Consider the following 13,969-nt stretch of genomic DNA (forward strand, 5'->3'; position numbering starts at 1 on the left):
TGTCGTCCGGCCTGATGGTGGATCAAGGTGGATCACCGTGGGTCGGAACGGGGGGCGAGGAGATGCGGGTGCGCTGGTTGCGGCGGGTCGGCGGGCTGCTGCGGGGGCGCAGGCGGCAGCGCTGGGCGTTCCAGGCGGTGCTGCTGCTCAGTGTGCTCGTGCTGGCCCCCAGCGCCTGGCTGTTCTGCGCGGAGAGCGCGCGGATCCGCACAGTGGCGGACGTCCCGGCCGAGCCGGTCGCCGTGGTCTTCGGTGCCGCCGAGGTGGACGACGTCCCCTCGCCCTACCTCGCCGACCGGCTGGACGCGGCGCTGCGGCTCTACCAGGCGCACAAGGTGCAGGCGATCCTGGTGACCGGGGACAACAGCAGGACGGGCTACAACGAGCCGGGCGCGATGTACGACTACCTGGTGGCGCACGGGGTGCCGGCGGTGCGGGTGGTCCGCGACTACGCGGGCTTCGACACCTGGGACTCCTGCACCCGGGCCAAGCGGATCTTCGGGGTCGACCGCGCGGTGCTGGTCAGTCAGGACTACCACGTACCCCGGGCGCTCGCGCTCTGCCGGGCGGCCGGGATCGACTCCTACGCGGTCGGGGTGCCCGAGCCGCGCGATTCCACCTGGTACCACGGCACGGTCCGCGAGATACCGGGGGCCGACAAGGCCCTGCTGAGCGCGCTGTTCCACCCCGCGCCGGCACTGCTGGGGCCGAAGGAGCCGGGCGTGGCCGTGGCCCTGGCGGACGCGGCACGCTCCGCGGGCTGACCTCTCCCCGCCTCGGCAGGGTCGGGGCCGTTTGTCGGACCTGTGCGCGATGATCGCCTGGTGCGGACCGTGCCCAGCATCCTCCACCTCGACATGGACGCCTTCTTCGCCTCGGTGGAGCAGGCGGCCAAGCCGAGCCTGCGCGGCAAGCCGGTGATCGTGGGCGGGCTGGGCGGACGGGGAGTGGTCTCCACCGCCTCCTACGAGGCGCGGGTCTTCGGGGTGCGCTCGGCGATGGCCACCGCCGTGGCGCGGCGGCTCTGTCCGAACGGTGCCTATCTGTGCCCGCGGTTCGTCGCCTACCGCGAGGTCAGCGAGCAGGTGATGGCGATGATGCGGGAGCTGTCGCCGCTGGTGGAGCAGCTGAGCGTGGACGAGGCCTACGTCGATCTGGCGGTCGGGCCCTACGGCGCCGCGCTTGGGGCGGTGCCGGTGGCCGAGGGGGCGGAGCTGATCGAGGCGATCGCCCAGGATCTGCGGGCGGACATCCACGCGCGCACCGGTCTGACCGCCTCGATCGGGGCGGCGGGCTCGAAGCTCATGGCCAAGATCGCCTCCGAGCAGGCCAAGCCGGACGGGCTGGTGCTGGTGCCCCCGGGGCAGGAGCGGGCGGTGCTCGGCCCGATGCCGGTCCGGGCACTGCCCGGGGTGGGGCCGGCCACCGAGCAGGCGCTGCGCCGTGCCGGGCTGCTGACGGTGGCCGAGGTCGCCGACCAGTCCGAGGAGGAGCTGGTCCGGCTGCTCGGCAAGGCGCACGGGGCCGGTATCTCGCTGATGGCGCGCGGCCTGGACGATCGGGCGGTGGTCCCCGACCGGGATGCCAAGTCGGTCTCGGTCGAGGACACCTACGAGGTCGACCTCGCCGACCGGGACCAGGTGCTGCGCGAACTGGACGTGCTGGCCGCCCGCTGCGTGCGCCGGCTCCAGGCCGCCGGGCGGTCGGGGCGCACCGTGGTGATCAAGGTGCGGCGGTTCGACTTCAGCACGCTGACCCGCTCCGAGACGCTGCGCGGCCCGACCGACGACGAGCGGGTGATCGCCGCCACCGCGCGGCGCCTGGCCGAGCAGGTCAACCTCACCGGCGGGATCCGGCTCCTCGGGGTCGGCGTCTCCCAACTGGCGGAGTACACCCAGGAGGACCTCTTCGCCCAGGCGGCAGCCGAGGCGGAGGCGGACGCCGCTGCCGCTGCCGCTGCCGCGCACGAGACAGCGGCAGCGGCAGCCGAGGCCGCGGGCCCGTCCGGTGCGGGCGCCGGGTCCGAGTCGGCGGCGCAGGTCGCCCCCGGGGAGCCGGGACCGTTCGCCACCCCGACCGCCGCCGCCGACCAGCCGGTGCGGCCGCGCCTCTGGATGCCGGGACAGGACGTGTGGCACCAGGAGTTCGGCGCCGGCTGGGTGCAGGGCAGCGGGGTCGGCCGGGTCACGGTGCGTTTCGAGACGCCGGACTCGCCGCCGGGGCGGGTGCGGACCTTCGCGGTGGACGACCCGGCGCTCACTACCGCCGACCCGCTGCCGCTGCGGCCGCCGGGCGCTGGTCAGCAGCCTGGCGCGGGGGCCGATCCCTAGAGTCCTGGGGGTCCTGGGGGGTCCTGGCCGGCTGATTAGCGCGCGGGCAGCCCGGCGGTGAACCACGGAGCGCGGGTCGTGGAACGTCGAACATCAGGTACCGAACGCCGATCGCCCCGTCCGAGAAGTCGGGCGGGGCGATCCGCGGGCGGCACCGCCGATCCCTGGCGGCGCCGCCGGCTGGCGCCTCGTCAGGCGCCGGTCTTGGCGGGCTGCGCCGCGTCGCTCGGCTGGGCGGCCTGGGCCACCGGGGTGGAGCGGCCGGCGGTCCGGATCGCGAACGGGACGACGGCGGCGACCAGGCAGATCACCGCGGTGATCCAGTAGGCGTGCTTGTAGGCGTCCAGGGTCGGGATCTGGACCGGCAGCGGGACCGGGAACTTCATGGTGGACCCGGTCAGGATCGCGCCCAGCACGGCGGTGCCGATCGCGCCGCCGACGGTGCGCAGCACGGCGTTCATGCCGTTGGCGATGCCGCTCTGCTCGGCCGGCACGGCGCCGTTGATGAAGGCCGGCATGGCCGCGTAGGCCATCCCGACGCCGAGGCCGAAGAGGCCGGCCGCGAAGTAGACGTCACCCTCGGCACTGTGCCGCAGGGCCAGGTAGACCATGGCGACGCCGCCGAAGAGGCCGCCGAGCACCAGGGGCAGGCGCGGGCCGCGACGGGCGATCAGCATCGCGCCGAGCGGGGCGGCGACCATCGAGCCGGCCGCGGAGGGCAGCAGCAGCACACCGGCGTGCAGCACGCTGGCGGTGAAGCCGTAGTGCGCGTACTTCTCGGGGGTCTGGGTGAAGTTGCTGATGACCAGGAAGGAGCCGTACATCCCGAAGCCGATCAGCAGGCCGGAGATGTTGGTGAAGGCGACGGCCGGGCGGGCCATCATCTTCATGTCGACCAGCGGGTGCTTGACCTTGACCTCGATGACGCCCCAGATCAGCGCGACCACCGCGGCGACGGCGAACAGGCCCAGGGTCTTGGTGGAGGTCCAGCCCCACTCGTTGCCGCGGCTGACCGCGATCAGCAGGGCGGAGAGCCAGCCGGCCAGTGTGATGGCGCCCAGCGGGTCGGCGCCGCCGTTCTTGTCGACCACCGGGTCGTTCGGGACCCGGACCATCACCAGGGCGGCCGCGATCAGGGCGAAGACCAGGCCCATCCAGAAGATCGACTTGTAGTCCCAGTGCTCCAGCAGCACGCCGGTGGCCACCAGGCCCAGGCCGCTGCCGACACCCATCGAGGCGCTGATCGCGGCCACGCCGCCGGTGACCTTCTCACGCGGCAGCTCGTCGCGCACGATGCTGATCGCCAGCGGCAGCACGCCACCGCCGGCGCCCTGCAGCACGCGGGCGATGATCAGCAGGGTGAAGGAGTGGGTCACCACCGCGAGCCCGGAGCCGAGCACCAGGCCGGCGAGCGAGATCAGCAGCATCGGCTTGCGGCCGCGCAGGTCGCCGAAGCGGCCCAGCAGCGGGGTCAGTACGGCGGCCGAGAGCAGGTTCGCCGTCATCAGCCAGGTGATGTCGGAGCCGGAGACCTTCAGCTCCAGCGCCAGCGACGGGAGGATCGGCACGACCGCGGTCTGGATCACGCTGTAGGCCAGCATCGCCAGCACCAAGGCGGGCAGCACCCGGGCACTGCTCGGTTTCACGGCCGTGGCGGCGGGCTTGGCTGCCTCACTCACGGTGGCTCCTTCAGGAACGGGCTCCAGCGGCTCTGCAGCTGCTTCAAGCCAGCGATAGTCAATGAACTGAAGTAACCATGCCCAAAGTGCTTCAGTATGTCAAATATCTATCGCTGAACCTTTGGCGCGGTCGACCTGCCGGGTCATCGGCCGACCGGTCGCACGGCCCACCGGACGGCCGGTCTGCCGGGTCATCGGCCGACCGGTCGCACGGCCCACCGGACGGCCGGTCGCACGGCTCGTCGCACGGCTCACCGGCGGGCTGGAACGGCCGAAGGCGCGCTGGTCAGAACCCTTGATCGGGGGTCCTGGCCAGCGCGCCTCCAGGGGCGGACGAGCCGTTCAGTGCTCGCGGCCGCCGTGCTCCGGCGGCATCGCCGGCCGGCTGGGCGGGGTCGGCCCGGCCGCGTCGGGCGAGGTGCTGTCGTGGATCTCCACCTGCTCGCGGCGCAACTCCTCGCGGATCACCTTCTCCTCGGTGTACCGCTCGACCACCAGTCGCACCCGCTCCAGCGGTGCGACGTACTTGCGCACCGCGGGTCGCTCCTCGCGCAGCGTGACCTCCTCCACCCCCTCGGCGATCTCCTGCGCGGTGAGGGCGGCCTGTTCCGCTTCGCTCACCGGCACCCGCTCGACCCGGACGCGCTCGCGCACCACCTGCACCCGCCGCTCGACCGGCTCTGTCACCACGTACTTGCGCAGCCGGGCGGTGCCCAGCACGTGCCATTCGTTGGTGATCTCCAGCCGCTCCTCGCGCAGGGTGAGCTCGATCGGCCCGGGCGGCGGCGAGGTCGCCGGTGCGTGCGCTGCGCCGGCCTTCTGGGGCGCGTGCACCGGGTCCGGAGTGGGCGGCGGGACGGGAGCGGGGTGCGGATCGATCGGCTTGTCCAGGCCGATGGTGGTCGGGGCCGCCGTCGGTTGGGCGGTCAGCTGGGTGGCGGGGCCGGCCGTGGTGCCGCCGGACCGCGCGGCCGAGGTGCTCGCCGCGGCGGCCGCCGCCATCGGGGCGCCCGGGCCGGAGCCGGATCCGATGCCGAAGTCGAGGTCCTGAGCGGCGCCCGAGCCGTTGGCCGGCGCCCCGCTCCGCTCGGTCGGGCGGCCGTTGTTCGGCGAGTCGAGCCCGTAGTAGCGGTAGAGCTGCAGCTCCTGCGCGGGCGACAGGTGCTGGCCGACGCCGAAGTCCGGTGACTCCTTGATCAGCGACTTGTCGTAGGGCACCCGCAGTTCCTCGCCGGAGAACTCGCTCGTGGTCAGCGGGACGAAGGCGTCCCGCCCGAAGATCCCGGTCCGCACGGCGGCCCATTCGGGTTCGCCGGTCGCGTCGTCGAGGTAGACCTCGTCCACCGTGCCGATCTTGTCGCCGTTGCGGTCGACGGCCTTGTGCCCGATCAGGTCTCGGGGGTCGATGTCGGTCTGCACGCTTTCCTCCATTAAGTTACTGTCTGCGATTCACACCAAAAGGCACAAAGCGGACCGGGGCGAGCCGAGCGCGGCCGTCCGTGCGCGTACTGCGCCATGTGGGGGAGTGGATTCGCTCACCTGGGCGGCTGCCGCGCAGGTCCGCGCTGGTACCCTGGGCGCGACCGCCGAACCCGCTCGGGAGAGTCCTCACCCTTGGAAACGCAGGGGAGTGAGGCGCCGAAGGAGCAAACCCTCCCCGGAATCTCTCAGGCATCCGTACCGTGTGGGATAGGTCACTCTGGAAAGCAGGGCAGGACCGCCGGCGAGGGAGCTGGCGGGGACCACCCTCACCGACGGTGCAAGCCGACGGGGCCCCCGCCCCGTGCGGGCGAAGCTCTCAGGTCCCGATGACAGAGGGGGAGGCCTGTCGGGCTCGCCCGTCCAGGCTCATCCGCTTCCCCACGGCGGCGAGTCCTGAGGCGTGTGTGCCCCCGCCGGTCCGTGACCAGGAGGCCTCGACCACCATGACTGCCCAGCCGACCGCCGGTCGTCCCCGCAGCGCTGCCACCCTCGCCGAACTCGAAGCGGCCAGCCCCTTCGAGTCCCGGCACATCGGCCCCGACTCCGCCGCCCAGGAGAAGATGCTGGCGCAGGTGGGCTACGGCTCGCTCGATGAGCTCTCCGCCGCCGCCGTCCCCGAGGCGATCCGCAGCATCACCGGCCTGGACCTGCCCGAGGGCCGCTCCGAGGCCCAGGTGCTGGCCGAGCTGCGTGAGCTCGCCGCCCGCAACGAGGTGCTCACCCCGATGATCGGGCTGGGTTACTACGGCACCTTCACCCCGCCGGTGATCCTGCGCAACGTCATGGAGAACCCGGCCTGGTACACCGCGTACACCCCGTACCAGCCGGAGATCTCGCAGGGCCGCCTGGAGGCGCTGCTCAACTTCCAGACCCTGGTCTCCGACCTGACCGGTCTGTCCACCTCGGGCTCCTCGCTGCTCGACGAGGGCACCGCCGCCGCCGAGGCGATGGCGCTGGCCCGCCGGGTCACCAAGGTGAAGGGCGGTGTCTTCCTGGTCGACGCCGACACGCTGCCGCAGACCGTCGCGGTGATCAGGACCCGCGCGCTGCCCACCGGTGTCGAGGTGGTCGTCGCCGACCTCTCCCAGGGCATCCCGGCGGAGATCGCCGAGGGCGGTGTCTTCGGCGTGCTGCTGCAGTACCCCGGTGCCTCCGGCGCGGTCCGCGACCTCGCTGCCGTGATCGAGCAGGCGCACGGACTGGGTGCGATCGTCGCGGTCGCCGCCGACCTGCTCGCGCTCACCCTGCTCAAGTCGCCCGGCTCGCTCGGCGCCGACATCGCCTGCGGCACCTCGCAGCGCTTCGGTGTGCCGATGGGCTTCGGCGGCCCGCACGCCGGCTACCTCTCGGTGCGCGCCGAATACGCCCGCTCGCTGCCCGGCCGCCTGGTCGGTGTCTCGGTGGACGCCGACGGCCACCGCGCCTACCGGCTGGCGCTGCAGACCCGCGAGCAGCACATCCGCCGGGAGAAGGCCACCAGCAACATCTGCACCGCCCAGGTGCTGCTCGCCGTGATGGCCTCGATGTACGCCGTCTACCACGGCCCGGACGGTCTGGCCGACATCGCCCGCCGGACCCACCGCTACGCCGCCGCGCTGGCCGCGGGCCTGCGGGCCGGCGGTGTCGAGCTCGCCCACGAGGCCTTCTTCGACACCGTCACCGCGAAGGTCACGGGTCGCGCCGCCGCCGTGCTGGCCGCCGCGCGTGAGGCCGGGGTCAACCTGTACCAGGTGGACGCCGACACGGTCTCGATCTCCTGCGACGAGACCACCACCCGCGAGCACCTCGCCGCCGTCTGGGCCGCCTTCGGCGTCGCGGGCGTGGACGCGGACGCGGTCGCCGAGACGCTCCCGGCCGACCTGCTGCGCGAGGACGAGTACCTCACCCACCCGGTCTTCCACAGCCACCGCTCGGAGACGGCGATGCTGCGCTACCTGCGCCGCCTCTCGGACCGGGACTACGCGCTGGACCGCGGCATGATCCCGCTCGGCTCCTGCACCATGAAGCTCAACGCCACCACCGAGATGGAGGCGGTCACCTGGCCGGAGTTCGGCCAGCTGCACCCCTTCGCCCCCATCGACCAGGCCCAGGGCTACCTGACCCTGATCCGTCAGCTGGAGCACCAGCTGGTCGAGGTCACCGGCTACGACGCCGTCTCGATCCAGCCGAACGCCGGCTCCCAGGGCGAGTTCGCCGGCCTGCTGGCGGTGCGCGCCTACCACCACGCCAACGGCGACACCCAGCGCGACGTCTGCCTGATCCCGGCCTCGGCGCACGGCACCAACGCCGCCTCCGCCGTGATGGCCGGCATGCGGGTGGTCGTGGTCAAGACCCTGACCGACGGTGACGTGGACGTCGAGGACCTGAAGGCCAAGATCGAGCAGCACCGCGAGCAGCTCGCCGTGCTGATGGTCACCTACCCCTCCACCCACGGTGTCTTCGAGACCCAGATCACCGACATCTGCGCCCTGGTGCACGAGGCCGGCGGCCAGGTCTACGTGGACGGCGCCAACCTGAACGCCCTGGTCGGCCTCGCCAAGCCGGGCAAGTTCGGCGCGGACGTCTCGCACCTGAACCTGCACAAGACCTTCTGCATCCCGCACGGCGGCGGCGGCCCGGGCGTCGGCCCGGTCGCGGTGCGCGCGCACCTGGCGCCGTACCTGCCCAACCACCCGCTGCAGTCGGAGGCCGGTCCGGCCACCGGTGTCGGCCCGATCTCGGCCGCCCCGTGGGGCTCGGCCGCGATCCTGCCGATCTCCTGGGCGTACGTGCGGCTTATGGGCGGCGAGGGCCTCAAGCACGCGACCCAGGTCGCGGTGCTGAGCGCCAACTACATCGCCAAGCGGCTGGCCCCGCACTTCCCGGTGCTCTACACCGGCCCCGGCGGCCTGGTGGCGCACGAGTGCATCATCGACCTGCGCCCGCTGACCAAGGAGACGGGGGTGACCGTGGACGACATCGCCAAGCGCCTGATCGACTACGGCTTCCACGCCCCGACCATGTCCTTCCCGGTGGCCGGCACGCTGATGATCGAGCCGACCGAGTCCGAGGACCTGCACGAGATCGACCGGTTCTGCGCCGCGATGATCGAGATCCGCGCGGAGATCGAGAAGGTGGGCTCGGGCGAGTGGGCCGCGGACGACAACCCGCTGCGCAACGCCCCGCACACCGCCGCCGCCCTGGCCGGTGACTGGTCGCACGCCTACCAGCGCCACGAGGCGGTCTTCCCGGCCGGGGTGAACCCGGCGGACAAGTACTGGCCGCCGGTGAGCCGGATCGACGGTGCCTACGGCGACCGTCACCTGGTCTGCTCCTGCCCGCCGCTGGACGAGTACGGCGCCTGACCGTCCCCGGTGTGACGAAGTCCCCTGCGGCAGCTGCCGCAGGGGACTTCGTCACGTTCGGGCGGGGCTTGGACCAGGCCTGGGCAGGGCCCTGGGCGGGGAGGTGCCCGGCGGGCGGCGTGGATCGGCTCAGGCGGCGATCACCAGCGAGCGGTGCGGCGCGATCACCCGGCCGTCCGGCAGCAGTTCGCCGGTGTCCTCGAAGAGCAGGACCCCGTTGCAGAGCAGGCTCCAGCCCTGCTCGGGGTGGCGGGCGACCGGCACGGCCGCCTCTCGGTCGGCGGATTCGGCCGACGGGCACTCAGGTCGATGCTGGCACATCTTTGTACCTCGCTTCACTCACGATCCACGCCCCCCGCAGCGGTACCGGCCTGAGCCCTGGTGGACCCGCGGCTCCGGAACACCGTTGACGGTGGTCGGATCCTGTCCGGCCGGCTCAGGTGTGAGCCGACGCATCTGTGGGTAGGACAGGTGGTCCTTCCACGCTGGTTCCCAGTGTCGGCATCCGCGGCCCGTCCCGCAGCTGTTTGGTGACACGCGCCACAACTCCAGGGCATAGATCACCCATTCAGATGTCTCTCCGGCCTCCGGGCGCACAAACGGGCCACCCGGCCCTGGTTCGGCCGGGTGGCCGCGAGGTAGTCCGTCAGGGTGAGGCGTGCCCGCCTAGAACGCGGGCACCGGGGCGAGCGGCGTGCTGACGGGTGCCGCGGGTGCCGCGGGTGCCGCGGTGTCCGTGTCCCTGGCCGCCGAGGGCCGGGTGAGCAGTGCGAGCAGCTCGCCGGCCGGGTAGGCGCGGTGCGCGGTGATGCCGAGCGGCGCCGGTGCCAGCGGGATCAGCAGGTCGTCGTCGGGGGTGGCGTCGATCCCGTGCAGCCAGAGTGCGGTGGCGTAGTGACCCGGCATCGACAGCAACCGCGCCTGATGGCTGGTGCGCTGCGCCTGCACCAGCTGCCAGGCCTGGTCCAGGGCCTGCATCGTGGAGTCGAGGTAGGGGCCGGCCGCGAAGTGCGCGAAGCTGTGGCCCTCCGCGGACTTCATCACCTCGGCCGCCGCCACCACCGCGCCGCCCGGCTCGACCGAGCCGCCCTTGGCCAGGGTGTCCTTGACCAGGAAGCGCCAGCCCGAGCGCGGCGCGGCGGCCAGGGCGCGGGCCGTGGTCGTCCCCGGGGGCAGCTGATGGACGGCCAGGGGATGGGCGGGCACCAGCCGGCCGGTGGGACTGAGCAGCGCGGCGGCCCCGGACTGCCGCAGTGCGGCCGGTGAGGTCAGTGCGGCCAGGACGGCGCGCAGTGCGCTGGGCGGGGGCTGGGGCGTTTGCAAGGTCATGGCGGGTCGCCTCTCCGTGCGAGATCGGCGTGCGAAAGCGGCATACCGGCGTGGCGCGACAGGGCCGGGTCCGGTTGGGCGTGATCGCGGGGCTTGGCGCGCGACTCCACCGCACGCGAGGGTGCCGCCCAGGTCCGGGACAACGGCCCGGACCGTGGTCCGGGGCAGCGGTTCGGGGCCGGGACGGCAAGCGGCGCGGAGCCTACTCGAACAAGTGCGCAGGGTGACCTGTTTATCACCTTCTGTCGTGCCCGGCAAGTCGGCGAGAAAAGTGAGAAAGCGTCAGTTCCCTTGTGGCGCAAGGCATTGAGGCACCTCGGGTATCGATCTTCCGGGTGGGCATGATGCTGGGCACGGTGGCACCGGGTGAAGGGGACAGGTATGGGGGAGAAGGTCATCGCGACCCGCGCGGACCTGGCGGACCGGCAGCAGTACCGACGCAAACTGCAGTCCTGCCAGGAGGCACTGGAGCGGATGCTGCGGGAGGGCCGGTTCGACCGGCCGCGGGCGGTCCTGGGGCTGGAGATCGAGCTCAACCTGGCGGACGAGCAGGGCCTGCCGCTGATGCGCAACGAGCAGGTCCTGGCGGCGATCGGGTCCACCGACTTCCAGACCGAGCTGGGCCAGTTCAACATCGAGGTCAACATCGCCCCGCACCGGCTCAGCGGCCATGTCTTCGAGGAGCTGCGAGAGGAGATCGACACCGGCCTGCGCTACGCCGACCGGCGGGCGGCCGAGGCCGGCGCCCGGATCATCATGGTCGGGGTGCTGCCGACCCTGGGGGTGGAGCACACGGGGCTGGAGTCGATGTCCCACAACAACCGCTACAGCCTGCTCAGCGACCAGATCCTGGCGGCCCGCGGTGAGGACATCGCGCTCGACATCGAGGGCGTCGAGCACCTGGTGCTGGACTCGGTGACCATGGTGGCCGAGGCGGCTGCGACCTCGCTCCAGCTGCACCTGCAGGTCACCCCTGACCGCTTCGCCTCGGTCTGGAACTCGGCCCAGGCGATCGCCGCCGTCCAGGTGGCGCTGGGCGCCAACTCGCCCTTCCTGTTCGGCCGCGAGCTGTGGCGGGAGACCCGGCCGGTGCTCTTCCAGCAGGCCTGCGACACCCGTTCGGCCGAGCTCAAGGCACAGGGCGTGCGCCCGATCACCTGGTTCGGGGAGCGCTGGGTGGAATCCGCGCTGGAGCTCTTCGAGGAGAACCTGCGCTACTTCCCCGCGCTGCTACCGATCTGCGACGACGAGGACCCGGCCAAGGTGCTCGCCTCCGGCGGGGTCCCCAGGCTCGCCGAGATGCGGCTGCACAACGGCACCATCTACCGCTGGAACCGCCCGATCTACGACGTGGCCGACGGCGTGCCCCACCTGCGGGTGGAGAACCGCTGCCTGCCGGCGGGCCCGACGGTGGCCGACACCCTGGCCAACGCCGCCTTCTACTACGGCCTGGTCCGGGCGCTGGCCGAGCAGAACCGGCCGGTCTGGAGCAGGCTGCCGTTCGCCACCGCCGACCAGAACTTCCACACCGCCGCGCGCTACGGCATCGACAGCGCCGTCCGCTGGCCCCGCTCGGGCCGCGGGGCGCGCGGCGCGGTCGCCGAGGTGCCGGTGGTGGACCTGGTGCTCGGCGAGCTGCTGCCGCTGGCCCACCAGGGACTGGACGCCTGGGGTGTGCAGCCGGCCGACCGGGACCGCTACCTGGGCATCATCGAGCAGCGCTGCCTGCGCCGGACCAACGGCGCCGCCTGGCAGGCCGCCACCGTGCACCAGCTGCGAGAGCGCTACGGCATGGACCGGGCCACCGCGCTGGCCACCATGACCCGGCGCTACATGGAGCTGATGCGGGCGGGGGAGCCGGTGCACACCTGGCCGGTGGGGTGAGTGGTCGTGCGGCGGTCGGTCGTGCGGCGGCCGTTACGGTGGTCGGCCGTGCGGTGGCTGGTCGTGCGGCGGCCGGACGCGGGTGGGCGCCGGCGAGGCGGGCGCCGGGGACGGGCGCGGGCCTGAAGGGCGCGATCATCCTGGTATGACAGGATGATCGGCCATGACGATCGCACCCCCCGCGCACCCCGAGAACACCCTGCCGCCAGGCCCTCCCGGGCGCCGGCTGCTCGGGATCGAGCTGCTGATCGTCCTGGGCCTCTCCCTCGGCGCGAGCGGCGTGTACGCCGTGATCAGCTTCGTCGACTCGCTCACCCAGCACGCCGCGCTCAGCCAGCAGATCGCGCCGCTGAACTCCTCGGCCGCGCCCGGCCGGCCCTGGCTCGACCTGGCCTACCAGCTCTACTACATCGCGCGCGGCCTGATGCCGGTGGCGCTGGTCGGCTACCTGCTGATCCGCGAGGGGACCAGCCTGCGGGTGCTCGGCTTCGACCTGCGGCACAAACTGGCCGACCTCCGCCGCGGCGCGGCGGTGGCCGCCGTGATCGGGGGCAGCGGACTGGCCCTGTACCTGGGCTCCCGGGCCGCCGGATTCAACCTCACCGTGGTGCCCTCGGGGCTGCCGGACGTCTGGTGGCGGATCCCGGTGCTGATCGCCTCAGCCTGCCAGAACGCGGTGCTGGAGGAGGTGGTCGTGCTGGGCTACCTGATCCGCCGGCTCGACCAGCGAGGCTGGAGCCGGCCGGCCATCCTGGTGGCCAGCTCGGTGCTGCGCGGCTCCTACCACCTCTACCAGGGCGTGGGCGGCCTGGTCGGCAACATGGTGATGGGTGCGGTCTTCTGCCTGCTCTACCGGCGCTGGGGCCGGGTGATGCCGCTGGCCGCCGCGCACGCGCTGATCGACACCACCGCCTTCGTCGGCTACGCGCTGCTGGCCGGGCACGTCAGCTGGCTGCCGACGGGCTGAGCACGCCGTCCAGCACCGTGACCGCGCTACCGGAGAGCAGCACCCTCGCCCCGCCCTCGGCCCGGGCCGGGCCACCGGGCGTCCCGAGCAGCTCGCAGTGGACCAGTCCGCCGCGCACCGAGGCCTGGTAGCCCGTCAGCACGGTGCGCCCCAACCGCTCGCCCCAGAACGGCGCGAGCACGGTGTGCGCACTGCCGGTCACCGGGTCCTCGGGCACCCCTGCGGCCGGCGCGAAGTAGCGCGAGACGAAGTCGTAGCCGTCCGCCGGGTCCTCGGCGAGCGCGGTGACCACCACGCCGCGGGCCAGCTGGCGGGTGATGGCCGCCAGGTCGGGGGCCAGACCGCGCACCGCGTGCTCGCTGCGCAACTCGGCCAGCAGGATGTCCAGCGTGCCGGTGGTCCGGCAGCTGAGCACCGGACTGCCGAGCGCCTCGGCCAGGCCCTCGGGCACCTCGGCGGGGCGCGGCCGGGCGGCCGGGAAGTCCAGGGTGATCATCCCGTCGGCGCGCGGTGTGGCCGTCAGCACCCCGCTCAGCGAGCTGAACCGGACCGGCTCCTGCCCCACCAGGCCGCGGGCGCGCAGGGCGTGGGTGGCGGCCAGCGTCCCGTGGCCGCAGAGCGGGACCTCGGTCATCGGGGTGAACCAGCGCAGCGCCCAGTCGGCCGTGTCGTCGCCGGCCGTGTCGTCGCCGGCCGTGTCGTCGCCGGCCGTGTCGTCGCCGGCCGTGCCGTCGCCGGCCGTGCCGTCGCCGTTCAGCGGACGGACGAAGGCGGTCTCGGAGAGGTTCAGCTCCCGGGCCAGCCGGCGCATCCACTGCTCGGCGGGCCAGTCGTCCGTCTCCAGCAGGCAGACCCCGGCCGGGTTGCCGGCGAACGGTCGGTCGGTGAAGGCGTCGATGATCGAGATGCGCATTCCCCGAGCCTACGGGCAGTCAGTGTGCGCTCGACAGTGCC

Annotated in this window: 10 protein-coding genes and 1 riboswitch; of the genes, 5 read left to right on the forward strand and 5 right to left on the reverse strand. The window is 72.8% G+C overall.

The window, feature by feature from the left end:
- The first annotated feature begins 62 nt into the window (after positions 1-62).
- Complete coding sequence (locus OG455_RS35625) at positions 63-764, forward strand: vancomycin high temperature exclusion protein (RefSeq protein ID WP_266300409.1); 702 nt, start codon at positions 63-65, stop codon at positions 762-764.
- Positions 765-824: 60 nt separating this feature from the next.
- The gene (locus OG455_RS35630) at positions 825-2,330 is read left to right on the forward strand and encodes a DNA polymerase IV (RefSeq protein ID WP_266300410.1); all 1,506 of its coding nucleotides are present in this window, start codon (positions 825-827) and stop codon (positions 2,328-2,330) included.
- A gap of 191 nt (positions 2,331-2,521) precedes the next feature.
- Here the strand turns inward: OG455_RS35630 and OG455_RS35635 are convergent, their stop codons facing one another.
- Both OG455_RS35635 and OG455_RS35640 read right to left on the reverse strand, forming a co-directional pair.
- Positions 2,522-4,009 (reverse strand): MFS transporter, encoded by a 1,488-nt coding sequence (locus OG455_RS35635; RefSeq protein ID WP_266300411.1) that lies wholly within the window; start codon positions 4,007-4,009, stop codon positions 2,522-2,524.
- Between the two features lie 342 nt (positions 4,010-4,351).
- Positions 4,352-5,428 carry a PRC and DUF2382 domain-containing protein gene (locus OG455_RS35640; protein WP_266300412.1) on the reverse strand — a complete coding sequence of 359 codons (1,077 nt, stop codon included), beginning with the start codon at positions 5,426-5,428 and terminating at the stop codon, positions 4,352-4,354.
- 168 nt (positions 5,429-5,596) lie between these two features.
- Positions 5,597-5,702: riboswitch (glycine riboswitch) on the forward strand.
- 232 nt (positions 5,703-5,934) lie between these two features.
- Here OG455_RS35640 and gcvP point away from each other — a divergent pair.
- On the forward strand, positions 5,935-8,835 hold the full coding sequence (gene gcvP / locus OG455_RS35645; RefSeq protein ID WP_266300413.1) for an aminomethyl-transferring glycine dehydrogenase: 2,901 nt from the start codon (positions 5,935-5,937) through the stop codon (positions 8,833-8,835).
- 129 nt (positions 8,836-8,964) lie between these two features.
- On the opposite strand, the gene OG455_RS35650 is transcribed toward gcvP, so the two are convergent.
- Positions 8,965-9,156 carry a DUF5999 family protein gene (locus tag OG455_RS35650; protein WP_266300414.1) on the reverse strand — a complete coding sequence of 64 codons (192 nt, stop codon included), beginning with the start codon at positions 9,154-9,156 and terminating at the stop codon, positions 8,965-8,967.
- A gap of 345 nt (positions 9,157-9,501) precedes the next feature.
- Entirely contained in the window at positions 9,502-10,164 is a 663-nt protein-coding gene (locus tag OG455_RS35655; RefSeq protein WP_266300415.1) for a hypothetical protein, read from the reverse strand.
- A 381-nt stretch (positions 10,165-10,545) separates the two neighbouring features.
- Between OG455_RS35655 and OG455_RS35660 the strand changes: the two genes are divergently transcribed.
- Positions 10,546-12,048, forward strand: a complete 1,503-nt coding sequence (locus tag OG455_RS35660; protein WP_266300416.1) for a glutamate-cysteine ligase family protein — start codon at positions 10,546-10,548, stop codon at positions 12,046-12,048.
- Positions 12,049-12,211: 163 nt separating this feature from the next.
- The gene (locus OG455_RS35665) at positions 12,212-13,015 is read left to right on the forward strand and encodes a CPBP family intramembrane glutamic endopeptidase (protein WP_266300417.1); all 804 of its coding nucleotides are present in this window, start codon (positions 12,212-12,214) and stop codon (positions 13,013-13,015) included.
- On the opposite strand, the gene OG455_RS35670 is transcribed toward OG455_RS35665, so the two are convergent.
- Positions 12,993-13,928 (reverse strand): PhzF family phenazine biosynthesis protein, encoded by a 936-nt coding sequence (locus OG455_RS35670; RefSeq protein WP_266300418.1) that lies wholly within the window; start codon positions 13,926-13,928, stop codon positions 12,993-12,995. The two genes, OG455_RS35665 and OG455_RS35670, sit on opposite strands and share 23 nt — an antisense overlap.
- Positions 13,929-13,969 lie beyond the last annotated feature (41 nt).

Source organism: Kitasatospora sp. NBC_01287, from assembly GCF_026340565.1.
GTDB lineage: Bacteria > Actinomycetota > Actinomycetes > Streptomycetales > Streptomycetaceae > Kitasatospora.

Bases quoted from the DNA above. Each gene is read 5' to 3' on its own strand.
- OG455_RS35625 (WP_266300409.1), top strand. From the start codon at position 63: ATGCGGGTGCGCTGGTTGCGGCGGGTCGGCGGGCTGCTGCGGGGGCGC.
- gcvP (WP_266300413.1), top strand. From the start codon at position 5,935: ATGACTGCCCAGCCGACCGCCGGTCGTCCCCGCAGCGCTGCCACCCTC.
- OG455_RS35650 (WP_266300414.1), bottom strand. From the start codon at position 9,156: ATGTGCCAGCATCGACCTGAGTGCCCGTCGGCCGAATCCGCCGACCGA.
- OG455_RS35655 (WP_266300415.1), bottom strand. From the start codon at position 10,164: ATGACCTTGCAAACGCCCCAGCCCCCGCCCAGCGCACTGCGCGCCGTC.
- OG455_RS35660 (WP_266300416.1), top strand. From the start codon at position 10,546: ATGGGGGAGAAGGTCATCGCGACCCGCGCGGACCTGGCGGACCGGCAG.
- OG455_RS35665 (WP_266300417.1), top strand. From the start codon at position 12,212: ATGACGATCGCACCCCCCGCGCACCCCGAGAACACCCTGCCGCCAGGC.
- OG455_RS35670 (WP_266300418.1), bottom strand. From the start codon at position 13,928: ATGCGCATCTCGATCATCGACGCCTTCACCGACCGACCGTTCGCCGGC.